Raw genomic sequence first — 23,955 nt, 5'->3', positions numbered from 1 at the left:
TAATTTATTTATCGCCTCTACACCCTTTATCTGGTGTAAAAGATAGGTTCCGATAAGTCCCATTTAATGGTTGATTTAAAATATCCACTTTCCCTGCCCATGAGGCTAGTTTATCGTCTACAGGCCAAACATTCGCCATGATTTTTAAGCGTGAATCGCTCACGGTTGGAATAGGGTTACTTTTTGATTGCAGTACCTCATAACGCATTTCACCATCCACAAACCATTGAATACGATCTTTCTTCCATCGCATAGCATATTCATGAAACGCCTTAGAGGCATCAAACCCTAAGGGAATTAGAACTGCATTATTACTAGAATAATCATTATCATTCGTCCAAAAATTAAATTGGACGGACTCTGTATGTTTGCCAACAAATTCTATATCTATTTCATTATGTTGGGCATTACTCCCTTCATATTTATCGTGCTGCCCTGAAAACAAGAAAAATGACGTAATAATTCCTGGCGAAGAGACCGGTTTCATTTCAATAGAAAAACAACCATAACCATAAAAATGACGACTGCGTAATTCACCAGAGCGGTATGTATATTTTTCATTCTTCTTTGGATCGTCACTTAACTCTATTTTCATGCCGTCATCTGAAAAATTAATCGCTCCTTTTTCCCATCGATTTGTAAAAGGGAATCCATTACTCCAATGGTGAGAACGTTCAAACAACCCCTCATTCAAATCGTTTAATGGGTCAAAAAAATAATCACCATTGCATTCATCCACGTTACACGCCTCCACAAAAAAAGAAGAAAAGCCGGCAACCAAAAACACGCCATATCTATTCATTACTCCCTCCAACGAGATCTTTTGATTCATTATGACGAATAATACTTGTTGGTAGCATGGCTGTCCTATTTCTCATTTTGTATAACAACGAAGATAAGATCATTGAGTTAGTATTAATATTATAGGCCGTATTGATTGAACGATCGCTATACACACCAGTAGGTATTGAGCGATAACTTAAGCTATTACTCACCACGCGTTCTGATAATCGTTTTGAATAATCATCGTCATAAATAACACTCAACCCTAACGCGACTTTATTGCTGAATGTTTGAAACACTTCAACCGGTTTTCCTCCCGATGAAGTACTCAACCAACTTTTACCATAGAAAAAAAGATTATTATAAGCAAACCATGGCGTTCTATTCATAGCATCTTCTGCAAATACCCATACCCTTTTCGTTTGTTTTTCTTTTTGTTTATGCAAAAGATAAATCGTATCTAATTGCTCCCACCACTGTGTAAAATCGCCCAATTCCAACCGCGTTAATACATAAGGATCCGGCGTTGAAAAAGGCATATTTCGATCATCAATATAAAATAGAATGCCCTCAATATTGACTTGTGTTACGTCTTTCTTTTCATAACTGGCACTGACATCAAAGCCAAATAAAGAGAAACCAAAAGCTGCGTATTGCAAATAACCTAAACGCCCTTCTTGGCGATAATATTCCCCTTTGCTTCCTAATTTTGTGCCATATAACGTCTTATCATGTACCGCAGAAGCCAATGACCATGCGATTGTAATATCATTCACTAAAGGGGCTAACTGCGGCTTTTCTTGTGTAAGGATATGCAACCAAATCAATAACCGACCAATGTCTAATGCCGACCACCCATTTCCGTTATTGTTCGTTTTACTGTATCGACCAGATGGCTTTCCTGTTTTGGTATTGTATTCTCGATTGGGAAGTTTATTTTGGTATAGCGGCATTGTGAGCAAAGTATTAAGTAAGCGCTCTAATTTCGTATTGGTAAGTTCAATCGATTGTAGGCCTAGCCCTTCTAGTGATAACTGAGCACTGATATCACTACCAACATCCCACATGGTGACATGATGGTACCCTTGGACCGAATCGGTAAACCCGGTAGATTTATTCCAATTACGTTCAAAATAATAATGTGCTTTTTTGGCAAGTAATTTTTCATTACGAGAAAGTTCGATTAATGGCAAAAAATCGGTTGAACTCTCGATTGAATTAGACGAACTATGCTTGGCATTTAACTCACTGATTGTCGCTGTTTTTACGCTCTCTTTAATCGCTACCTCACTCAACATAGGGTCTTGAGTCGGAGTAATAACGATAGATCGACGCTGAAAGGTTAATACTGGAGATTCAGGGGCGTTTTCAATAGGCGCGACCGCTCGCTTCCCATAAAAACTAGGGGAATCCGTGTCTGCAAAGACCATTGTTGCGAGCAAGGAAAAAATAATCCCTATTCTATTACTCCAGACACCAATTTGCCCCATCACACCTCCTCTGTGTGTATTATCTAAGCATAGGATAAGTAAATGCATTTTCGTAAAAAAGAATGGTACAACCCACATCATTTATTGAGATATGAAGAAAGTGCCACTTCTAATTACGGATCCTAGTTTCTTTTTCCTATACTGATTTCATTGAATGATTCTAAATTATTGAGGTGTCTTTTTGTTTAAGGATAAGCTAAAAAAATCACTATCAGAGACAAAGAAAGATATTTCGTTCGCATTGTTGTTCAGTTGTGCGATTAATTTTTTGGTACTCACTTTGCCTCTCTACAGCTTACAGTTATTCGATAGAGTACTTGGTAGCTCTAGCTTGGATACTCTTTATGCATTACTTTTTATCGCTATTTTTCTATTAACCGCCCAAGCGGTTGTTGAATATTTTCGTATTATCCTATTACAGCGTTCTGGTTTAAAGCTGGATGTCGCTATCAGCTCAATGATGCTATCGGAAAGTATTCGGCAGTCCGCCATATCCAAAAACATAAGCAAACAAGGCTTACAAGATATGTCTGAGATAAGACGTTTCTTATTATCACCTTCTAGTGCAGCCATTTTTGATATGCCTTGGATCCCGCTTTTTCTTGGCATTCTCTTTATGCTTCACCCTGCCATTGGATTAATAACGCTATCGGGTTGCGTCATATTTATCGTGCTTGCCGTCATAATGATGCACTCTGCAAAAGCCTCTACTCTTGAGAGTAATAAAGTTGCGGCTAAAACAACGTTAGAATTAAATGATTACCTTAGAAACGCCTCGACACTTCGAGCAATGGGTATGGCTGAAAGCGTTGGGAAATATTGGAATAAACAAAACCAAAAAATGTTAGGCCTGCAATGGATCGTAAACTCTCGCATTGGCCAATTACTTGCTATCAGCCGCTACCTTAGAACCATATTACAAGTATTGATTTTAACCGTCGGGGTTATGCTCGCATTGCAACAAGACATAGGAACAGGCGCTATTATTGCCAGCTCTATCATTATGGGGCGAGTATTAGCGCCTTTTGAGCAAGCCGTAAACGGTTGGAAATCATGGTATAGCGCATTCAAAGCTTATCAACGCCTGCGATCTTTTTCTTTTGCAGAAGAGAATGCCGCTAAAACCACCTTGCCAAACCCCAAAGGCGACATACATTTTCAAAACGTGGGTTTAAAACTGCCACACAGAAAAGAACCGGTTCTACAAAATATCAACTTTAAATTAGGGCATGGTAATGCGCTCGCTATTTTGGGTAATTCTGGTTCAGGGAAATCAACATTAGTGTCTCTATTAATGGGGATCCATACCCCAAGTATTGGATCAATCAAAGTCGATGGTGCTGCAATTCACCTTTGGCCTGAAAAACAATTTGGGCAACATATTGGTTATTTACCTCAGCAAGTCGGGTTATTGTCTGGCACCATTGCTGAAAACATTTGTCGTTTTACCGAGGCTCCAGACGCAGACATTATCGCTGCTGCTCGACTAACCTGCATTCATGAATTAATTATTTCTCTTCCTCAAGGCTACGATACCTATTTAGAAGAAGGCGGCAGCTCTCAACTCTCTGGTGGTCAAAAGCAACGTATCGCTTTAGCTAGAGCTATTTTTTCTAATCCTTCCATTTTAGTGCTCGATGAGCCTAACTCGAATCTTGACCCTGAGGGTGAGATTGCTTTAGCGATTGTTCTTCAATACTGCAAAGAGAAAAAAATTACGGTAATAATGATAAGTCATCGCCCTGGTTTTTTACGCCAAATGGATTGGGTTATTTCATTAAAAGAAGGACAAGTGCAAAAAGCAGGACCATCTAAACTGTTTTTAGAAGACATGTCTGGCATTGATACCCCTACTGATGCCGTTCCCCAAACCGCGTAAATAAGGATAGTGATATGACTCAGTTCGGTACCACAAAAATTATCATCATGTGCTCTCTCTTTATCCTTTTTACTGTGGGCGGCTTTGCCTTATGGGCTACCACTGCCCAATTAAGCTCCGCGTCCATTGCTAATGGCTCTCTAGTTGTAGAATCTCAGCGTAAAAAAATTCAGCATTTACAAGGGGGTTGGGTAAAAGCAATTCATGTTGTTGAGGGACAACACGTCGAAAAAGGAGAACTGCTTATTGAGCTTGCTAACACGAAAGCCGATGCCGATTATTATCGTTTAATGCTGCGTTCAATTTCCTTAAAAGCCACAATAGAGCGCTTACAGGCGGAATTAGAAAATAATGAAACCATCACCTGGACAAAGACCTATCATGAAGAAGCCAACAGTGCTGACGTAATGAACATTCTAAATAGTCAAATGCTTCAGTTTCAACAATTCTTATTGCGTAATGAACTACGAACCAATCAATATAACCAAAATAAAGAGCAACTGACCGAACAAATTCGCGGTTCTAAATCTCAATTAACGTCGATTAAACGTCAACTACAATTGGTAAATAAAGAAATCGCGATGATGAAAGGGTTGCTTAAAAAAGGATACGTTTCTCAAACTAAGATGTTTGAAATCCAACGACATCAAGCCAGTGTTGAATCTCAGCGAGAAGAATTACAAACCAAAATTAATGTATCTACTCGCCAACTAACTACGCTAAAACAAGACTTCGAGGCTAAAGACATTGAATTAAAACAATCCATTTCCTCGCAATCAAACCAATTAGAAAAAGAGTGGTTAGACATAAATCAAGCATTAAAAACGGCGCTAGATATACGTTCAAGAATTAAAGTAAGAAGTGAACATACTGGCACTATTGTCGGTTTAAATGTTCACAGTATTGGCGGCGTAGTCAATCCTGGAGATATCATCATGGAGATTGTTCCAAATAATGAACAATTAATAGTACAAGCCATAGTGAAACCTGAAGACATTGACGTAGTAAGAACAGGACAAACAGCAAAAGTCAGATTAAGCGCTTATAACATTCGTAAAACCCCTCCAATAACAGGAACCGTTATCTACGTTGCCGCAGATAGGCTAAATCAACGTGGTGAAAAAGAAACCGGTTACTTGGTAAAAATCCAACTACTTCAAGAAGAGATCACCAAGCTAAGCAATGTTGAGCTTTACCCCGGTATGCCTACCGATGTTTTAATTTTACTTGAAAAAAGAACGCTATGGGATTATCTCACCGCGCCTTTATTTAATTCTTACTACAAAGCATTTCGTGAACAATAAGGATATCTCATGATTTTTTGGCTTAGTTTTTATCTGTTTTTCTTTGCCTTAACTGCTTTTATTGGTTATCGCAAAGGAAATTTTATTGCTGGAATACTACTTGGGTACGTACTTGGTCCTGTTGGATTGTGTCTTATTTTATTAAGTAAAAATCGCATAAAATTGCCATGCCCACATTGTCAAACACTTATACATAAGCACTCTTATTTTTGTCCACATTGCGATGAAAAAGTGCTGCATACTTTAGTTTAATAAACGCTTAACGACCAATTAATTAGAGAACGTTCTCATGATTACATACACTAAAAAACTGCAAATTTTCCTTATGTTCCTCATAGCTTGTGTTTTTATCGGCGGAATGATGTTGCTGTCTTTAAGCTCATCGATTAATAATAAAAACGAAACTATTGAGAAATTAACGAAGGCATTAATGACAGAAAAAATGATGGCAACATCATTGGAAGAATACAACGGTATAACCTCTCAATTAGAAAAGGAGATGCTTGAACTCTATGATAAAAATAACGTCTTACGCCGAGATTTAAGTATGGTAAGTGAAAGTTTAGTAGAGAAAAATCTGACTATCAGCTTATTAGAACAGCAGTTACATAATGAACAACGTAAGCTGGCCCGTTATAAATCGAATTACAATAGGAAAATGAAAACGCAATTAGCAAAAGAACAAAAAAAGATGAATACCCAACTAGAAAAAGACCGAATCGCCTTACAATCTAAAGAGGCTGATCTTGAGCAACAACGTACAGAATTAGATAAATTAAAGAACACTCCTGTAGAAAAAACGGTAAGTGCTGAAGAGAAAAAAGCCATTGATGAGGAAAGAGTAGAATCATTGATGAAAAAATTTGATTCATACCAAGTAGATTTAAGTGTAGAGAATAAATGCGATAAAGATTATTTATATCGTTATAACGAAGCTAAAAGTACCCTAAGCCATATTAGAACTTACTTGCAAAAAAACCAAATGGACTCCAGTTATTATCATTTTGTTATTGCTAATGATACATCGATTACAGCTCAAAACCGTCAGTTATGTATTGAAGATTAACATCTTAAAAAGCCGATAAAAATTACGGTCATCGGCTTTTATCTCTTTAATTATAATAAGCTACAAAAAAGCCCACGTCTTACATTTAAATGGAACGTGGGCTTTATTTCATTAAAGTGAAAAATAAATAATCACAGTAATGACACTATAATTACGCCATGTCATTTGGGTCTGCTATCGTAATTTGGTCTTCATCGCAATCACTCCAGATGGTAACTTCATCACCGGCACTGTTCGCAAAGGTATAGCCATTTAAGCTAGTGGTATCTATATTACTGGCTTCATAAGCGTCTTTTAAAGCACTGTCCATAGATAATGGATTGCCGGTTAATTGCCAATGAGAACCATCGATATTAAGGGTTTCGACGCCTGAACAAACAAACTGCCCATTTGCTTCTCCAGCACTCTCATTAACCAATATTTTATCTAATGCGATTTTCAATTCCGTATTAGAGGTATTAACCACCACGCCTTCGATTTCTTGGTAAGCCGTTTGTGTCATATCAATGACGTTATCTTGACCATCACTACCAACAACCATGACATCAAAGCCTTCGCCACCACTAAAGTGAACGGTTGCTCCATCGGTTGTGTTTATATCATCTTGGTCGAAAACTAAGGTGTCGTTGCCTGAACCAGCAAAGATCTGATCACTGCCTGAGCCGCCATCAAGATAATCATTACCTTCTTGACCAAAAATAAGGTCATCGCCCGAGCCACCATCTAAGGTATCATTGCCTACACCACCATCAAGATAGTCATCATCATTACCACCAGAGAGTGAATCGTTCCCCTCTCCACCAGAGAGGTTATCTGCGCCAGAATCTCCTGATAATCGGTCATCACCTACATCACCATAAAGTGAATCGGCATTACCACCACCAGATAAGGTATCGTCACCTTCTTGGCCGTACAGTACATCATCTCCCGATCCACCTTGAAGAGTATCATTACCCTGTTCTCCCCAAAGGACATCGTTTCCACTGTCACCTTTTAAGGTGTCATTACCATCGCCACCATACAGGCTATCATCGCCAGAGCCGCCAGAAACATAATCGTTACCAGAGTTCCCATAAAGCTGGTCATTATCGTTTTGACCAAATAATCGGTCATCCCCAACGCCACCATCAAGAATATCTGAACCTGAACCACCGTACAGTTTATCGTTGTCTTCACCGCCAAAGAGCTGATCATTACCAGAGCCAGAAACTAAGGTGTCATTGCCACTGCCACCTTGCAATACGTCATGGCCAGAGCCTGAAGTTAGATTATCATTACCTTCTCCACCATCAAGCGTATTGCTACCATCGCCAGCCTCAAGCGTATCTTCACCTAAACCACCGACCAAGATATCATTACCTGATCCCGATTTAAGATTATCCTTCCCTTCCCCGCCATCTAAGGCATTATTGCCACTAAGCGCTTCTAATCGGTCATCGCCGGCATCACCATACAATGAATCATCACCTGAACCACCGTATAAAACATCGTCTCCATCATTCCCATGAAGAATATTGTTACCTGACTCGGCATGCAATTCATCCTGACCATCTCCCCCTGATAAATTATCGTTACCAGAGCCTGCAAACAATTTATCCGTACCTGAACCACCTTCTAACGTATCGTTTCCTTCTCCACCAGCAAGAACATCATCGCCCTCTTGACCTTGAAGTAAATCAGCACCTTGACCGCCATCAAGATAATCAACACCACTGCCACTGGCTAAGGAATCATTTCCTTCGCCACCATATAAGGAGTCATCACCACTGCCTGATACTGCACTATCTGACCCACTGCCGCCAAATAAGGTGTTTGTCCCTTCTCCTAAATCAATGGTATTAGTGCCGGCTTCGCCGTAAACCGTATCATCGCCAGAGCCTGCGGTTATGGTATCGGTACCACCACCTGCGAATAAGGTATTATCGCCTTCGCCACCTTGAATGGTATCTGCCCCTTCGCCACCATAAAGCGTATCACCAGCAGCACTTCCGACAAGAGTATCGTTACCTTCTCCGCCATACATTTGATGGCTGCCTGTTGCTGCAGCTATTAACGTATCATCGCCACCACCACCAACGAGAGTATCTTGTCCATCATCGATTAATGTATCGTTGCCTTCTCCACCGGCTAAGAAATCATAGCCCTCACCGCCAACCAGAGTATCATCCCCATCCCCACCAAAGAGGCTGTCGTTACCCAATCCACCAGCAATATCATCATTCCCAGCGCCAGCATCAATACTGTCATCGCCCAAGCCGGCATCGATTACATCAGCCCCTGCTCCTGCATAAATCGTATCGTTGCCCTCGCCTGCAGTTATCGTATCTGTACCTGTACCACCATAAATCGTATCATTACCAGAACCGGCATCAATTTGGTTTGTACCAGAGTCTCCATAAATGGTGTCATCGCCTTCACCGGCAATCAATGTGTCGTTACCGGAACCTGCTGTTAAAATATCATCCCCTAAACCACCCATTAAATGGTCATCGTTACTGCCGCCATGTAACTCATCATTTTCACTCGACCCAACAAGTTCATCATTGCCTTGCCCGCCAATAAGTACACTGCCATTTTCACCTGCATATAACGTATCATTGCCTTCTTCTCCGACCAGTCGATTATTACCGGTTTCACCATAGACAATATCGTCACCAGCGCCAGCATAAACAGCGTCGTTGCCCGAACCTGAATGAATGACATCAGCTCCACCACCTGAGAAAATAGCATCATCTCCAGCGCCTGTTTGAATCGTGTCTTGGCCTGAACCAGAAAAAACCTGGTCATTACCTTCACCTGTTACAACAGTGTTTTCCCCATCGCCTGCATACACAATATCGTCACCAGTACCAGTATCAATGGTATCAACGCCAGCATCGGCATAGACCACATCAGCCCCTTGCCCCGTAGTGATTTGATTATCGCCAGAACCAGAATAAATGAGGTCATCACCCGCACCAGAGTCGATAACATCGTTGCCATAATCGGTATAAATTGTGTCATCCCCATCACCTGATACTATGGAATTATTGCCTATTTCACCAAAAACAGTGTCGTTTCCTTCACCTGAATCAATAACATCATTACCACTACCCGCATAGATAACATCATCACCTGAGCCAGCATTAATAACATCATCCCCCTCATTGGCATGAAGAATATCATCACCAGAACCACCATCTAATCTATCGGTTCCTTTTCCGCCAAAGAGTTGATCATTACCTTCTCCGCCAATAAGAACATCATCACCATCATCGCCATAAAGCTCGTCATCACCAAGGCCACCAGTAATAGTGTCGTTACCTAATTCACCAAAAAGTAGATCATTACCTGCATCACCTGATAGTTGGTCATTTCCATCACCACCCAGTAATAAATCATTATCATCTTGTCCTGAAATTACATCATCGCCAGCGCCGCCTAAAACGAAATCGTCGCCCGCCCCCCCTTCAATAATGTCACTTCCTGCATCACCTTGTAGTTCATCGTTGCCTTCACCACCATAAAGTTGGTCAGAACCCGAACCACCAAGTAATAAGTCATTTCCTTCATCGCCATAAAGTACATCATCACCGTCATCACCGATAATAATGTCATCTCCCAAACCACCTTCAATACGATCATTCCCAAGCTCGCCTAGAAGAATGTCATTACCCGCATTACCAAATAAAGTATCATCACCATCACTGCCTAACAGGGTATCGTTACCTTCGCCGCCGTGCAGTTCATCATCACCATTACCACCGATAAGCACATCATCGCCTTCTCCGCCATATAAACGGTCGTCGTTTATATCACCATCGAGGAAATCATTGCCCGCCCCACCCATGATAAGATCTGAACCTTGCTGCCCAAAAATGGCATCATCACCATCACCACCATCAATGCGATCGTCATAAATGTTATGAGCGACAAACTCGACCGCTTCAATGTCAGTAATTAGATCACCATTAGGATCTTTTAAGACAAAGTTAATCACTTGATCGTTACTGATTTCATCACCCGTAAAGTTAATATCTAGGTTGACCTCTCCATTTTCATCAACAGGGGCTTGAACTGTTTTAATCACATTGCCATCTTGATCCGTCAGCTCAATCGTCACCGTGGTTAATACCGTATTAAGCGTAAACTTGGTGGTAATATTGCCAACGTCATCAACTAAATAATTACCTAATCGCGCGCCATGCGTCACTTCTTCTGCGGGCGTGTCTTCTGATGCTGTAAATTGATAAACAGATTGAGACGTTCCCCAACTATCACCGCCAGAGCTAGCGTCAGGGGTTTCTGAAGCATTGTCCTCAGGGGTATATTCTACATCGCCAAAAATAGTGTCTTTGCCTTCACCACCAGAAATAACGTCACTGCCCTCACCGCCAGCAATGTGATCGTCGCCAGATAAACCCTCTACCTGATCACTACCTGATTGAGCATTTACATTATCATCCTCTGATGTGCCCGTGATTGTATCGTTATATTTGGTTCCTTCCATTTGGACCTCTCTATTATTAATAACAATTACATTAAGTAGGACTTCACAACACCGCTACCATTTTCGTAATATAAGGTTCGTTATAAATAGAATAGGAATAAATAATTAGATATCCATAAATATTAAGACAAAGCGTAATTTATTTAAAAAGAAAATGAATATGACAAACTAATGGCACCGTCAATAAATCGACCAGTATCATCGCCTCTGTCTGAGGAGTTCCATCGATTGCCTGAATAGTTATTATATTGAAGTGTAATTGTTCCTGGATGCCAATCAAAATAACCAAAGCCATAGGTATAATCTGGATTCCATGGTTGTTGTTGATTTTTATCTAAATAATAAAAAGCAGTGCCATTAATATACCAATTCCCAAAAATAGAATATTTGCATCCAAGTGATACCGTTTTATGACCATTTAAATATTCACTCGTCTCTAAATTGAAATACTCGTGGGTATAATTAAAATCAACCTGGCACCCGATACTCCCTTCATCAGTAAACGTAAACCAATTAACCACAGGTTCAACTATTGGAAACTTCCAACCAAGAGACCACGTTCCTTGATTAAAATGAGTCATCGATTCACCCTCATCAGGACTGAATCTATTCCCCCCATAATTGGCGTAAACCAAGCTCAAGGTATAAGGGCGCCAATCACTGTAACCAAACACATACGTAAAATCAGGGTTCCACGTTTGCTGCTGGTCTTGGTCTATATAATGATATGCAGTTCCTGATACAAACCAACTGCCCAAAATACTGTATTTAAGCGACAATGTAAGGGTTTGATTGGTATTCGTAGGTCCTGATGTCGCACCTGCTGGAATATTTGCTGAGGGCGTATCTAATAATGGATAATTGTAGCCTACATTACCACTTAGCCCATGAAAGAAACCCTGTTCATCATCCCACTGCTCTATAGGGAAATAGAACGAACTTTGGACACCATTCCAGATATGTTCACCCTCTGTAGGGGGCGATTCAGAAGCTGAGCTATTTCTTGGTTCAGTAATATTTGGGGACGTCGGCGCGTTTTTGTGTTTCGCGCTATTTGATAAGTATTCATTAGAAATTGCAGATAAAGAAAAACACAACGGAAATATCAATCCACTGATCGGTAAAATGACTCGGTTGTATTTTATTGTCATCAAGGCGTAAATCCATCCGTAGATAAGCCACATAACCTCTTTTTCTTTATCAGAAATAAAAGAGCCTCGTCAATAAAATAAGTCCTCAATTTACTCGAAGACTTATTTATTAATGTACTTATTGTAATCTAGGATGCTATTGCTACAAAAACAACTATCAAGCCATGGCTGGTTGTTGTTTTGCTTTTGTTTTTGCTTTATCAAACCACACTTTCAATGCTTTTGGAGACATTATTTTTGGATCTCCCAATTGATAATCTTCAGCATTCATAAGCTCTGGAGGCAGAATATCAATAATCAATTCGAGATCTTTATAAGAGGTCACTTCTTTATCAAAAATGGCTGCCATTTCATTATTGTGTTCGGCATTTCTGGCTCTAACTGCCTTAACTAAACCATCAAGTAATGTATACCATGTCGTCATTGGACCTTGAGTAATTGAAGCGGATTCCGCAGCTGAATCAATAAAAGCAAACGGCACTGTCATTATCGATTTATTTTGTTCCATGGAAGCTAAAATCCAATCGGTATCAAACGAAAAATCATACACTGTTGGTGCTTTTAATATATCAACAAGTGCATCGTGGCTATACAGTTTAAACGCCGCTTGAGTGTCTTTAATTCCTTGGGTAAATATTTGCGAACCAATCATACGCTGCATATGACGTAGGGTTTTAATGCCAACTCCCCAGCGCTCCTCCTGTTTAACAAGGATAGACTCTTTATGCTTACGATTGCCTAAAATAACCTGTGTATTATTTTCAATATAAGGGGCAAGTAACAAACCAAGTTGTCCTAAATGAACGGAATTATCCGCATCAGTATAAACAACACAATCCATGCCATCCTCTAATGCTTTTTGACAACCAAGGATAATTGCTCCGCCTTTTTTCGACTCATCAACATGGTGAAGGTTCTGTAATGGTCCTGTCTCTGTCGGTATGGCATCATTTAACCGCATTACGTTTACTTGAGCTTTAGCATCACTTTCCTGCGCTATTTTATTTGCAATATCGAAGCTATGGTGCGGACAACCATCATCAACTGGATAGAGTTTCCAGTGCACACCTGTGCCTTCTGTAATCCAACTTAATTGTTCTATTTTAGTGATTAATGAATTTTCCCCATTAGGGTTTATTTTCGATCTTTTATTTAATCGATGATGTTCTCCCCACATAGCAAAAACAATACCAACGGTTAATGGCGTTGTTATATTCATGAGCAGCCGGCGAGACTCTACTAATTTAACCGCTAATTTAAACATAAGTGGGGGTGATTCTAATTCTAGAAATGATTTATATTCTGAGACAGAGATATTTTCAAATGAATTTAATTTATCGGCTAATAACAATAATTCTTTTTGATCTTTCTCGCAGGTTAAATCAAATGAATTATTTGAATGAGTCATGATATTTAAAATGGTTTTATTATCCATATTCCGCCCTTCCTTTTTTAATACTTAATCATTATTTCTAAAAAAGAATAGGCAAGGTAAGGGAGAAAACCAGTAAAATGAAACAAAAATAAAAAATAGTTTATTTACCCTTGATTACGGAAAAATATATCCTAGGCTAGATAAAAGTATTCAATTACATACTTATAATTAAAGGCCATCAAGAAAAGGATTTTAAATGGAATACATTTTAATAGTAGACGATGATCCTGTCAGCCTTTTGTTTATGTCATCCCTATTAAAACGTTGTGGATATCAGATAATCTCAGCAAAAAATGGATTAGAAGCTCTGACCATTTTAACTGAGAAACCACAAATTCAGTTTGTCTTGAGTGATTGGATAATGCCAGAAATGGATGGCATTGAATTATGTAAAAAATTAAAAGAGCTTGAGTTCGACCGTTATATTTTCTTTGTTTTACTCTCAGGAAAAGATGACAAATTATCCGTCATTAACGGTATTAATGCCGGAGCTGACGATTTCATCGTAAAAGGAACGGATGTTAAAGAATTGGAAGCGCGTGTAAAAGCCGGCTTTAGAACCTTAGAGTTACACAATAAGCTTACGGATAAAAACCAAGAACTCGATTTAGCTTACGCCACGATTAGAAAAGATCTCGACTCCGCAGGGGATCTCATACGACAACTATTACCAACACAAACCAATTTTGCGGGTGTTGAGCTAAATTACATGTCGATTCCAAGTGCTCAAATTGGTGGAGATATGCTGGGATATATGCAACTAGATCCTGAACATCTCGCTTTTTATCTTTTTGATGTCGCGGGACATGGCGTCTCATCCGCATTAATGTCTTTTTCTGTTCAACAAAGCTTATCAATTATCGAAGGCCCATCTTCTATTGTGAAAGACATAAATAATCAAATAACGCCACCGGAAGAAGTTATCAATAAATTAAATAAGCTTTATATCAGTGATGACAAAATTCAACTCTATTTCACGATGATCTATGCCGTACTCAATGTAAAAACAGGCGATATGCATTACTGCTCAGCGGGGCACCCCCCTTTAGTTTGGTTACACAACGATTCAAAAAAAGCCGAACTTATCGGCCATGACAATTTTGTCGTAGGTGCCTTTGATTTTGTTGATTATCAATCATCACAAATAAAGCTCTCTCCAGGCGACAAAATTTGGGTCTATTCTGATGGAATAACCGAAGCTGAAAATAAACAAGCCACAAAGCAATTTACCGAGAACGGGCTTAGAAAATCTATTATGGATATAAGCTCCCACCCTACTCATTTACAAACCGAGCTACTCGTTAATAGAGTACGAACATGGCAAGAATCGAATACGTTCGAAGACGATGTCAGTGTTCTTGCTGTCGAGTGGAAAGGCAAATTCAAACAAGAGGATGACTCATGCAATACGAAATTAACGACCAAGGTAAATGCACAATTCTTCAGATAAACGAAGAACGTTTTGACGCAAAACTAGCGCCTCAGTTTCGCAAAGAAGCGGAAGAATTACTCCCTCAATTTAGTGACCATTTAATCCTAGATTTAGGCAGCGTAAGATTTATGGATAGCAGTGGTCTAGGCGCAATCATGGGGGTTTATAAATTATGTAGAGGTAAAACAGTCAGTGTTATTAATCTACAAAAACCAGTAGAAGACTTATTAAAACTCACTCGAATGGACCGTTTAATTCCAAATTACGCAACACTTGAGGATGCACTGCTTACGTCAGCGTAAAGTATAAAAGGAACGATTATGAAAGGTATGATTTTAGCTGCTGGTAAAGGGACGAGAGTAAAACCCATTACCCACACAATTCCAAAACCAATGATCCCTATTTTAGGTAAACCCGTGATGGAATCGATGATTGAGCTTTTCGCCAAACACAACATTAATAAAATTGTTATTAATACAAGTCATTTATCTGAGGTGATTGAAGGCTATTTTAGAGATGGTCATCATTTCAATGCCCAACTGTCTTACTCCTATGAAGGCGAAATCATTAACGGTGAATTCAAAAGCAAAACCTTAGGATCTGCTGGAGGAATGCAGAAAATCCAACAGTTTTCAGGTTTCTTTGATGATACTTTTGTCGTGGTGTGTGGTGATGCATGGATTGATTTGGATCTAACTAAAGCAGTTAAACATCATAAAGAGAAAGGTGGGATTGCCACAATTGTAACTAAAGCGGTATTAAATGAAGACATTCATAAATATGGCATTGTGGTTTCTGATAGCCATGGACTAATTACCCATTTCCAAGAAAAACCAACACCAGAAGCTGCGTTATCTAACCAAGCGAATACTGGGATCTATATTTTTGAACCGGCTATTTTCGATTTTATCCCTAAAGAAGGAGAATACGATATAGGCAGTGAGTTATTCCCATTACTCGTCGAGAAAAACATTCCATTTTATTCCGTAAATATGGATTTTCAATGGCTTGACGTAGGTAACATTACCGATATTTGGGATGTAACCAACGACATATTAAATGGCAAAGTGAATGGCTATCCTATTCCTGGTACGCAAATAAAAGCAGGGGTTTGGCTAGGTATTAATACGGTGATTGATTTAAAATATTGTAATATCACTCCTCCTGTTGTCATCTCTAGTGGTTGCCATATAAAAAATGGGGCAACGATTGAAGGGCCCACTGTTATCAGCCCAAATTGTACGGTTGATTCAGAGGCGATTGTTCGTAATTCATTAATCTATGATTATATTCATATCAAAGATTTTATGCTATTGGATCAAAAAACAGTCTTTAATAACTATTGTATAGACCGTGAAGGGAACAGTACCTCCTACTCAGAATTGAGTACGGAGTGCATATCTACCGTTATGGAAGATACCTTATCTGATATCTCCGTATTCACCAATACGAAAAGTACCACAGAAAAGTAATCGCAAGGAGGCGTTGTGGAATCTATTTTTTCAAGTACCTATCCTAGTTCAATCGAAGCATCTCGATTTGTATCTAATGATATTAAGATCTATTGGGCATCATTAAATATTTCTGAAGATACCATAAATCAAGCAGAACTATGCCTCGTCGAAATGGTAAACAACGCCTACGAACACGCCTATCTAAATCAAGATGGGCCTGTAATCGAAGTAAAGTCTTACCTGCAAACTCCCGCTCTACTTATCACGGAGATTTCTGATTATGGTCAAGCGCTTCCTCAAGAAGTATTAGTACAATCTACTGAACAAAGCTTTATCGTACCCGAAGAAGATAAACCAGAAACGTGGCTAACTTCAGGGCGTGGATTCATTATTGTCGACCAATTAATGGACACCATTGCCTATGAGAACAAAGATGGGAAAAACACTTTCTATTTAGGTAAACGCTTACGTTAATTTAAGCGTTTTTCTTCGTTTTGATGAATTGACCGTCTTACTTTTCTGGCTCATTAACTACTGGTATGAACGTTCTTCGTTGTAGAATTTCAACTTTATTGTCATCTATATTACCAATATTCGCTTTATGAATTGGGTTATATTTTTCTTTCTCAACCGCCTTTTTCTCTTCTTTCTTTATAACATTGTCTTTTTCTACGTTTCGGTAATCAAACTCTTCATCTGGTGTAATAACAACCCCATTGCGCAATTCTATCGTTTCTATTTTAGCAGCCTCTTCCTTTTTTCTATCAACCGGCTCATTCGTTACTGGTATGAAGCTTTGGCCGCGAGAAAAGCCCCCTCCTAACCCTGTTAGCTTTTTCTTTCCTGTTGTATCAGAAGATTTAATCGCTCGAGGTGAATGATAGTTAGGCGTTGCCGGTACAGAAACGTCTACATTTGGATTCTTAGATTTCAAACCCAACTTAGGCCCTTTAAAGGTAAATAATCCTAATTTTTCTTCCCATACTTGCAAAATAGTTAACTCTTGTTCCCATTGATTATCTAAAGAGATCCCTACATCAGAAGACGTTAATTGCGTGGATAATTGAGTATTAATTTGCTCATAACGGCGGTGGAGATGTTTTTGTATTTGAGGCCACTCTGTCCCTCCGGTTAATAAATAACGAGTGCTATTTGACCAGTATTCATACGCTTTTATATCATTCCGCTTATTGGCAGAAATCGCAGCTAATGCTTCAGATAAACCTGCATATTGCCACATAGCCTGAGAACCCAACTTAGATTCTGAGGCTATAATTTTATTTGATAATTGGTGCCAATATTCAGCTGATTGCCTTTCTCTAGGGCTATTCGCTAACATCGTTCCTTTACTGTATATCGACAATTCAATATCAACCACTCTGGCAAAGCTTAACGAAGAGCTTAATGATAGAAGTACGCTTAAAGGTATTAATGTGTATCGTATCATCGGAATGTCTCCACTAAACAATGACCTGGATGTGAAAAACGAGATTTAAACTGCACATCTCGATATTCTTTACTTTTCTCAGGTTGGTAAAGTTTTCCCTGTGATTTATACAATAATGCTTCTAATACCCCAGCATTGGTTTGTAATGAAATGCTTTTTTCATAACGGCTGTTTAATTCATATCGGCCTTCGTACCAACCTCTATCTGGATCATATAACTCTTGGACTAATATCATTAATCTATCGGTATAATCAGATTTCCACAGCGCCCACATTTGAAAAGCAACTCGGGTAGACACTAACGCGAGTTCATCATACGAACTGCCATCTTCAGATAACGTTATCCAAGGCGTACCTAAAGCGTAAATAGCATCATACACAAAATAAGGTTCACCTGAGACAATATGCTCTCCACGTGCCGTATAAATACGATCATTATCCCAACGAGCCTCTTGAATACGATACATGGAATCAGCCATTGCTGACATCACTTCATTACTATGCGTTGCATCGTTAGAGTTACTATCCTCAATATTATCCCAATTAAACTCTAGCCCCAATCGTAAATATGGCGTGCTATACACTGGACGTAATACGTCAAAAAGCCGTGGATCTCGACCATCAAATAGAAAATCAATCCCATACATGGTTGCTACGTTATATGGGTCTAATCTCATTGCTTTATCTGGAACTATTTGCCAATCTAAATAGCCATAAGAAGTATATTCCTCAACACCTAATCGCCCTTCTTTGTACCTAAATACATTACCATTATTAACGTTGCCACCAAAAAGTTCACCCTCTTCATTAACCAGTTCACAAAAGTTCCATTTCAACACGGCTTTATCAATATATTCAATAAATTGGGGATTATATTGCTTCACAATGGCAAGCACGATCAGCAATCGACCTACATCAATAGAAGACCAGCCAATATCGTTAGGTTGATTACCGTAATCCACCATTTGACCCGTTTGAGTGCTGTACACTTTATTTGGGATTTGCCCCATGCTTAATGGCATTTCATTTAAAAAAGTAAGGACAAGGGAAAGTCGTTCGTCATGTTCTTTACTGGTGATAAACTCAAATTCTCGAGCTGCAGTTAATGCTAATAAATAATCAGCGATACCTGACATATTGGTGGTTGGATAGTTATCAATACTATTTACGAGACCGGTTTTTAATTGAGTATTATTCTCTACATATACCCAAGCAAGGCGAGCCCATTCAAGCTCACCTTCTGTTAATTCGCCATGCCTTCCTTGTCGTATCGCTTGCGATTGATTTAAAGAGGTCACTCCATCTTGGACGCCTCTATACAATACACCGCAGGATGACAAGAAAAAGCATATTAAGATCAGTACTGCACTTTTTAGCATTTATCTTCCTTTATAAATACTATAAACGAGAAGGCTTCATTGGCTTTCTTGGTAAACACTGACCTTCGTAACCAAATGGACTTTCTAGTGCTTTTTCCCATAGACTTGGCGCTACATTCTCTTTATAAGTGAGGAGCTTTCCTTGTTCTTTATAAAGTAAAATTTCTAACGTAATGCCGTTATTATTTGATGTAAACGTGTTAATTCGGCCAGTTCCGTTTTCAAAAATACCTTCATAAAACCCTTTTTCACGATCATATAAGGTGGATATATGGTCAAACAATAAATCAGTATACGCGGTATCCCACAAGACCCACATTCCCATCGCTCCTTTTACCGCAACGGCTGAATATTGGGGTAAGAAATCACCGTTTTCAGAGATCGTATTCCAAGCAAAACCATCCGTATAAATGGTGTCATAAACAAAATAGGGGGCACCCGCTAATTGATGCTCCGTTCTTGCGGTAATAATGCCAGTTTGGTTATACCGTTCTTCTTGTACTCGATAAATATTAAGTGCAAATTCAGCCATCCATCCATTCGAATAACTCGTATCATGAGGACTATGGTCTGTTGTTAAATCCCAACCTAATTCAATTGCATCCAAGACATAACTTTCTGTCACAACATAGCTGTGGGCTTTAAGCTTTCTTGGGTCTCTTGTGTCATAAGGTACATCATATCCATATAAATTAATCGTTCCGTACGGTTCTGGCATAGAGGCTTGTGATGTATCAAACCCCCATAATTGAAACCCTTTTGCTGCATACTCTTCATAACCTAAACGGCCTTCTTGAAGATACTGAACGGGTTTATCTTTCTCTAATAACGCTCCAAACATGGTGCCATTTTCATCGACAACGTTACAGAAGTTCCAACGAAGAACGACTGAATCAATACTGGTCGCAAATTCAGGGTACCTGTTTTTTAATATATGAAGCCAAATAAGTAAACGCCCTAGATCTAAAGCTGAGTAACCAATTTCCCCCGGTTGATTACCGTAATCCACTTTTGCCCCATTCTGCGTATTATAAGCTTTGTTAGGCAGTTCCCCACGGAACAGATCTAGAGTGTTTAATGTGGTCAAAAATTTGATTAGACGGCGATCAAATTCTTCTTTATCAATAATCCCTAACTCGTATGCACTCGTCATCCCTGCGAGGTAAGATGCAGCATCCCACCAAGTCACTGAGGGATAATTATTTACCGCATTTACGAGTCCTGTCGATTCTTGGTAGTTATTTTCAAAATAAGTCCATGCGATTCTTGCCATGTCCATTTCTTTTTCAGTCAAGGTACTTTGACGAGCTTGAGGGACGCTCCAATGATCTTTTTTAACCACAATGTCTTCTGAGAATTGATCATATTTATTACCACAGCCCACAATAAATAAGCTCAGTAAACCAATTGAGATATAACGCATAGATAGGTCTCCTTCCTTATCCCAATAACAGTTATTTAGCGCCTACGCTAAGTAATGAACCATTTTCAATGTAAGCCAACGACTCTAAAACAATACCGTTCGTATTCGCAGTAATTGCTTTATTGGTCTCTCCAGAAGCTTCATATCTACCTGAATACCAGCCTTTATCCTCTGAAAATAACGTTTGTGCTTCTTGAATTAAAATATCTGTATAATCCGTTTTGTATAATGCATACCAACCAAAAGCCGCTTTTGTAGATAACGATTTAAATTCAGACGCATCTTCTCCTGTATCAGTAATTGCGTTCCATTCTTTGCCATCAGAAAATACGGTGTTGTAGACAAAATATGGGGCTTGATCAAGGTTATCCTCACTGACAGCGGTGACTATTCCAGTCTCGTGATAACGCGCTTCTTGAGCTTGATACACTCGATGAGCAAAGATTTTTGAGACACTATCAGCACCAAATTCTAAGCTATCAAGAATATAAGATTCACTCACCACATAGTTATGTGCATGGTACTTTGCAGGGTCTCGTAAATCCGTTGGTACCTCTATGCCACTAATGGTTCTAAATTCCAGGTAATCTATATATTTCATTGCATTAAATACATCTCGCCCCATCAGAGACATTGATTTGGCTGCATATTCTTCATAACCAATTCGACCTTCTTGTACTAATTCAAAACCGTCAGATGACGTTGAAAGACGGGAACCATATAAATAGCCTTCTTTAATCATGTCACCAACGTGCCATGCATTTAATATATTATTAACGTGTTTATTAAACTGAGGGTATTGCCAAACAATGATATTTAACGGCACGAGAACACGGCCAATATCAATCGCTGACCAGCCAATACCATTTGGCGTTGGTTTATTGGTGTAGTCCACCATTTCCAATGTCACCGTATTGTAAGCTTTGTTTGGCAAACGATTATCAACAAGGGGCAAGCGAGATAACGTGTGTAGAACCTTCTCCATACGAATAGTGAACACATCATCAGTGATCACATTTAGTTTTTCTGCCGAGATCAGTCCCATAATGTATGACGCAGTATCCCACATGGTAGTTGACTCATAGCCATCAACAGAATTCACTAACCCTGTATTTTCTTGGTAGTTATTCTCAAAGTACGTCCAAGCCGTGTTTGCCCATTGATACTCTTGTTGAGTTAAAATACGATGTTGCTTTAATGGCAACTCTTCCGATTTTTCAAAAACAATATTCCCTAAAACTTGAGGTTCTTCACGCGTTTCAATCGTAAATGAAATCAATAACGCAGTCGCTAATCCGAGAATAAACACGAGATGGTGACGAGCATTCACAAGTGCTTTTTTAAATTCCATATTCTACTTCCTCTTTTCCCTGTTCTGATTCTTTTTGTTCATCACCATCTGATTTTGGATTCCAAAACGCTGAAGCTATCATGCCCCACATCGCCATCATATTATTGATAATCCAAAACGTATTTAGTACTAATCCACCCAGCGAATAGCTTCCATGCATACCTGTTGAGTACCCAGTCCATGCATAAAGTAGACTGAATAAACTCAATCCAAACACTGCCATTTGGGGAATAACTAATTTTGCAAACGTTCCACTTTGTCTTTCTTTAGGTGTCGTAGGGAAACTGATTTTTTTCCCTCTTAATACAGTCCAGAGCGCTTTAAAATTCACAGGGAAGAAGGAAAGAAAATTAGTTTTTCCTTTGTATCCTGCAACTCCCCAAGTCCCCACCATCATTGCAAGTTCAGCAGTAAGAACAAAAGGTAAGAAGTGCATATAAAAAGTGACATCATATGCACTTACCGGTGCGATGCTCGTTAGAAAATAGACGATTGGGCACAATAAGAAAATAATGTTCCACACGGCAGATAAGTTCGACCAGAAGCTCGCCCCATACATTAGCTTCTGCTTCAGGCTCATTCCTTTTCTAAAAAGTGGATTATCATTCATGAAGATATCAATAGACCCACCAGAATATTTAAATCGCTGCACTGTCCAAGTTTGTAAATCTTGGGGTGACAACATCTTACTTTCAACTTCTGGATGCATCACTGAACGCCAGTTTCGCTCTGAATCCGCATGCAGAACTAACGAGGTATACAGGTCTTCTGATACATGGAATTTGTAAGGTGTAAATTCCGTATCAATAAATATTTCTTGTTTTAAGTTATCTGAAATATCTTTATCTACCGTTTTTTCTTTGGTCATCTTTCTGATTTGTGTTTCTATTTCAGATTGTTCTTTTACTATTTGCTCACTGTAACTACGAAGTGCAGCTTCCATTACGGCTTCACGTCTATGAATCGAACCAGCACCGCAACAGAATGACGCATTCGCCCAATTTCTACGGCGTTGTATTACGTCATAAAACATTTGAGGATCATTAACAAAAGGATCTTCCCCTAATGTCACTGGTCCATAAAACTTTTCAATTCCATGCCCAATTCCTGTTGACCACTTGCCAAGTTTTCGTTGCATAAAATTAGGTAAACGCTCACCTTCTGGAATATCAAAAAACCATTGTGGCGTTTGAACCCAAGCGACATCTGGGTCTCTAAAGTAACCTAACGTATGCTCTAAAATTGTTGAGAATGGTCGAGTATCTGCATCACAAATAACAACGAAATCACCATAGGTTTGTTCCATTGCATTTCTTAGATTCCCCGCTTTAAAACCTGTATTTCCTTCCCTTGTGATATACCCAATATTCATCTCTTGTGCTAACTGAGCCATAGACTCTCTTTTACCATCATCAAGAATGAAAATATTGATATCTATATCGTGTGGGTACGTTACTTTTTGGGCATCAAGAATACTCAGTTTAACCAATTCAGGCTCTTCATCATAAGAAGGGAAAAAGACATCAACACTGATTGGTCTATCTTCTTCTGTATCTAATACGCACTCTTTAATTTTATGCGGCGGCGCTTTTTTCGGCTCGTCTTTTGTTTTCCACAAATTAAAGGTAAACAGCAAAGAACCTATAAATGCACAAGACTCAGCAAACGCCAATGGAAGAGAAAACCATAACGCATCATAATTCAAAGCAAAACTCCAACGCCACCATAGATACCAAATACCTAAAGTTAGATTACAGGTTGCTAAATATTGATATAATAACTCTCTCGAATTACTGTGGGGGACAGGTTCCGGTGGTTTTCGATGTTCGAATTTCTTAAAGTAAAAATCCATTTAATCACTCCAATAATGAC

General features: G+C 39.1%; 18 protein-coding genes. 8 read left to right on the top strand and 10 right to left on the bottom strand.

The annotated features are described in order from the left end of the window. Window positions 1-4 precede the first annotated feature (4 nt). Both A6E03_RS05140 and A6E03_RS05135 read right to left on the bottom strand, forming a co-directional pair. A complete protein-coding gene (locus A6E03_RS05140; protein ID WP_065591932.1) occupies window positions 5-802 on the bottom strand; it encodes a family 16 glycosylhydrolase in 798 nt (265 codons plus the stop codon). Beyond that, window positions 795-2,273, bottom strand: a complete 1,479-nt coding sequence (locus A6E03_RS05135; RefSeq protein WP_141676910.1) for a DUF3131 domain-containing protein — start codon at window positions 2,271-2,273, stop codon at window positions 795-797. Before A6E03_RS05135 ends, A6E03_RS05140 begins: the two co-directional genes overlap by 8 nt. Before the next feature lie 181 nt (window positions 2,274-2,454). Between A6E03_RS05135 and A6E03_RS05130 the strand changes: the two genes are divergently transcribed. The 4 genes from A6E03_RS05130 to A6E03_RS05115 are packed head-to-tail and all read left to right on the top strand — an operon-like array spanning window position 2,455 to window position 6,522. Continuing rightward, a complete protein-coding gene (locus tag A6E03_RS05130) occupies window positions 2,455-4,152 on the top strand; it encodes a type I secretion system permease/ATPase (protein ID WP_065591933.1) in 1,698 nt (565 codons plus the stop codon). A gap of 14 nt (window positions 4,153-4,166) precedes the next feature. Continuing rightward, window positions 4,167-5,456: an HlyD family type I secretion periplasmic adaptor subunit gene (locus A6E03_RS05125; RefSeq protein WP_065591934.1), complete on the top strand. Its 1,290-nt coding sequence runs from the start codon at window positions 4,167-4,169 to the stop codon at window positions 5,454-5,456. Between the two features lie 9 nt (window positions 5,457-5,465). Further along, complete coding sequence (locus tag A6E03_RS05120; protein ID WP_065600310.1) at window positions 5,466-5,708, top strand: hypothetical protein; 243 nt, start codon at window positions 5,466-5,468, stop codon at window positions 5,706-5,708. A 37-nt stretch (window positions 5,709-5,745) separates the two neighbouring features. Beyond that, window positions 5,746-6,522, top strand: a complete 777-nt coding sequence (locus A6E03_RS05115) for a hypothetical protein (protein ID WP_065600309.1) — start codon at window positions 5,746-5,748, stop codon at window positions 6,520-6,522. Window positions 6,523-6,673: 151 nt separating this feature from the next. Here the strand turns inward: A6E03_RS05115 and A6E03_RS05110 are convergent, their stop codons facing one another. The 3 genes from A6E03_RS05110 to A6E03_RS05100 form a co-directional block, all read right to left on the bottom strand. Beyond that, window positions 6,674-11,011: a calcium-binding protein gene (locus A6E03_RS05110; protein WP_065600308.1), complete on the bottom strand. Its 4,338-nt coding sequence runs from the start codon at window positions 11,009-11,011 to the stop codon at window positions 6,674-6,676. A 143-nt stretch (window positions 11,012-11,154) separates the two neighbouring features. Then, on the bottom strand, window positions 11,155-12,162 hold the full coding sequence (locus A6E03_RS05105) for a hypothetical protein (protein ID WP_065592048.1): 1,008 nt from the start codon (window positions 12,160-12,162) through the stop codon (window positions 11,155-11,157). Window positions 12,163-12,319: 157 nt separating this feature from the next. Next, on the bottom strand, window positions 12,320-13,597 hold the full coding sequence (locus A6E03_RS05100; protein ID WP_065600307.1) for a glycosyltransferase: 1,278 nt from the start codon (window positions 13,595-13,597) through the stop codon (window positions 12,320-12,322). Window positions 13,598-13,793: 196 nt separating this feature from the next. Here A6E03_RS05100 and A6E03_RS05095 point away from each other — a divergent pair, with 196 nt between their 5' ends. The 4 genes from A6E03_RS05095 to A6E03_RS05080 are packed head-to-tail and all read left to right on the top strand — an operon-like array spanning window position 13,794 to window position 16,957. Further along, on the top strand, window positions 13,794-15,047 hold the full coding sequence (locus tag A6E03_RS05095) for a SpoIIE family protein phosphatase (protein ID WP_065591938.1): 1,254 nt from the start codon (window positions 13,794-13,796) through the stop codon (window positions 15,045-15,047). Beyond that, on the top strand, window positions 14,999-15,331 hold the full coding sequence (locus A6E03_RS05090; protein ID WP_065591939.1) for an STAS domain-containing protein: 333 nt from the start codon (window positions 14,999-15,001) through the stop codon (window positions 15,329-15,331). The genes A6E03_RS05095 and A6E03_RS05090 overlap by 49 nt, the downstream gene beginning before the upstream one ends. Window positions 15,332-15,349: 18 nt before the next feature. After that, the gene (locus A6E03_RS05085) at window positions 15,350-16,501 is read left to right on the top strand and encodes a sugar phosphate nucleotidyltransferase (RefSeq protein ID WP_065591940.1); all 1,152 of its coding nucleotides are present in this window, start codon (window positions 15,350-15,352) and stop codon (window positions 16,499-16,501) included. A gap of 15 nt (window positions 16,502-16,516) precedes the next feature. Beyond that, window positions 16,517-16,957: an ATP-binding protein gene (locus A6E03_RS05080; RefSeq protein WP_065591941.1), complete on the top strand. Its 441-nt coding sequence runs from the start codon at window positions 16,517-16,519 to the stop codon at window positions 16,955-16,957. Window positions 16,958-16,994: 37 nt separating this feature from the next. Here the strand turns inward: A6E03_RS05080 and A6E03_RS05075 are convergent, their stop codons facing one another. Genes A6E03_RS05075 through A6E03_RS05055 form a run of 5 tightly spaced genes read right to left on the bottom strand, consistent with a single transcriptional unit; the run spans window position 16,995 to window position 23,935 of the window. Next, a complete protein-coding gene (locus A6E03_RS05075) occupies window positions 16,995-17,930 on the bottom strand; it encodes a hypothetical protein (protein ID WP_065600306.1) in 936 nt (311 codons plus the stop codon). Continuing rightward, on the bottom strand, window positions 17,927-19,309 hold the full coding sequence (locus A6E03_RS05070) for a DUF3131 domain-containing protein (protein WP_065591943.1): 1,383 nt from the start codon (window positions 19,307-19,309) through the stop codon (window positions 17,927-17,929). The genes A6E03_RS05075 and A6E03_RS05070 overlap by 4 nt, the downstream gene beginning before the upstream one ends. Before the next feature lie 19 nt (window positions 19,310-19,328). Continuing rightward, window positions 19,329-20,732 (bottom strand): DUF3131 domain-containing protein, encoded by a 1,404-nt coding sequence (locus A6E03_RS05065; RefSeq protein WP_065591944.1) that lies wholly within the window; start codon window positions 20,730-20,732, stop codon window positions 19,329-19,331. 31 nt (window positions 20,733-20,763) lie between these two features. Further along, window positions 20,764-22,083 carry a DUF3131 domain-containing protein gene (locus A6E03_RS05060; RefSeq protein ID WP_065591945.1) on the bottom strand — a complete coding sequence of 440 codons (1,320 nt, stop codon included), beginning with the start codon at window positions 22,081-22,083 and terminating at the stop codon, window positions 20,764-20,766. Then, window positions 22,073-23,935: a glycosyltransferase gene (locus A6E03_RS05055; protein ID WP_065591946.1), complete on the bottom strand. Its 1,863-nt coding sequence runs from the start codon at window positions 23,933-23,935 to the stop codon at window positions 22,073-22,075. The genes A6E03_RS05060 and A6E03_RS05055 overlap by 11 nt, the downstream gene beginning before the upstream one ends. Window positions 23,936-23,955 lie beyond the last annotated feature (20 nt).

Origin of the sequence: Aliivibrio sp. 1S128 (assembly GCF_001691065.1) — a bacterium.
Lineage (GTDB): Bacteria > Pseudomonadota > Gammaproteobacteria > Enterobacterales > Vibrionaceae > Aliivibrio.
The sequence above is the reverse complement of the archived record's forward strand: the minus strand, read 5'-3'. Positions and strand labels throughout refer to the sequence as shown.

Bases quoted from the DNA above. Each gene is read 5' to 3' on its own strand.
- A6E03_RS05140 (WP_065591932.1), bottom strand. From the start codon at position 802: ATGAATAGATATGGCGTGTTTTTGGTTGCCGGCTTTTCTTCTTTTTTT.
- A6E03_RS05135 (WP_141676910.1), bottom strand. From the start codon at position 2,273: ATGGGGCAAATTGGTGTCTGGAGTAATAGAATAGGGATTATTTTTTCC.
- A6E03_RS05125 (WP_065591934.1), top strand. From the start codon at position 4,167: ATGACTCAGTTCGGTACCACAAAAATTATCATCATGTGCTCTCTCTTT.
- A6E03_RS05120 (WP_065600310.1), top strand. From the start codon at position 5,466: ATGATTTTTTGGCTTAGTTTTTATCTGTTTTTCTTTGCCTTAACTGCT.
- A6E03_RS05115 (WP_065600309.1), top strand. From the start codon at position 5,746: ATGATTACATACACTAAAAAACTGCAAATTTTCCTTATGTTCCTCATA.
- A6E03_RS05110 (WP_065600308.1), bottom strand. From the start codon at position 11,011: ATGGAAGGAACCAAATATAACGATACAATCACGGGCACATCAGAGGAT.
- A6E03_RS05105 (WP_065592048.1), bottom strand. From the start codon at position 12,162: ATGACAATAAAATACAACCGAGTCATTTTACCGATCAGTGGATTGATA.
- A6E03_RS05100 (WP_065600307.1), bottom strand. From the start codon at position 13,597: ATGGATAATAAAACCATTTTAAATATCATGACTCATTCAAATAATTCA.
- A6E03_RS05095 (WP_065591938.1), top strand. From the start codon at position 13,794: ATGGAATACATTTTAATAGTAGACGATGATCCTGTCAGCCTTTTGTTT.
- A6E03_RS05090 (WP_065591939.1), top strand. From the start codon at position 14,999: ATGCAATACGAAATTAACGACCAAGGTAAATGCACAATTCTTCAGATA.
- A6E03_RS05085 (WP_065591940.1), top strand. From the start codon at position 15,350: ATGAAAGGTATGATTTTAGCTGCTGGTAAAGGGACGAGAGTAAAACCC.
- A6E03_RS05075 (WP_065600306.1), bottom strand. From the start codon at position 17,930: ATGATACGATACACATTAATACCTTTAAGCGTACTTCTATCATTAAGC.
- A6E03_RS05070 (WP_065591943.1), bottom strand. From the start codon at position 19,309: ATGCTAAAAAGTGCAGTACTGATCTTAATATGCTTTTTCTTGTCATCC.
- A6E03_RS05065 (WP_065591944.1), bottom strand. From the start codon at position 20,732: ATGCGTTATATCTCAATTGGTTTACTGAGCTTATTTATTGTGGGCTGT.
- A6E03_RS05060 (WP_065591945.1), bottom strand. From the start codon at position 22,083: ATGGAATTTAAAAAAGCACTTGTGAATGCTCGTCACCATCTCGTGTTT.
- A6E03_RS05055 (WP_065591946.1), bottom strand. From the start codon at position 23,935: ATGGATTTTTACTTTAAGAAATTCGAACATCGAAAACCACCGGAACCT.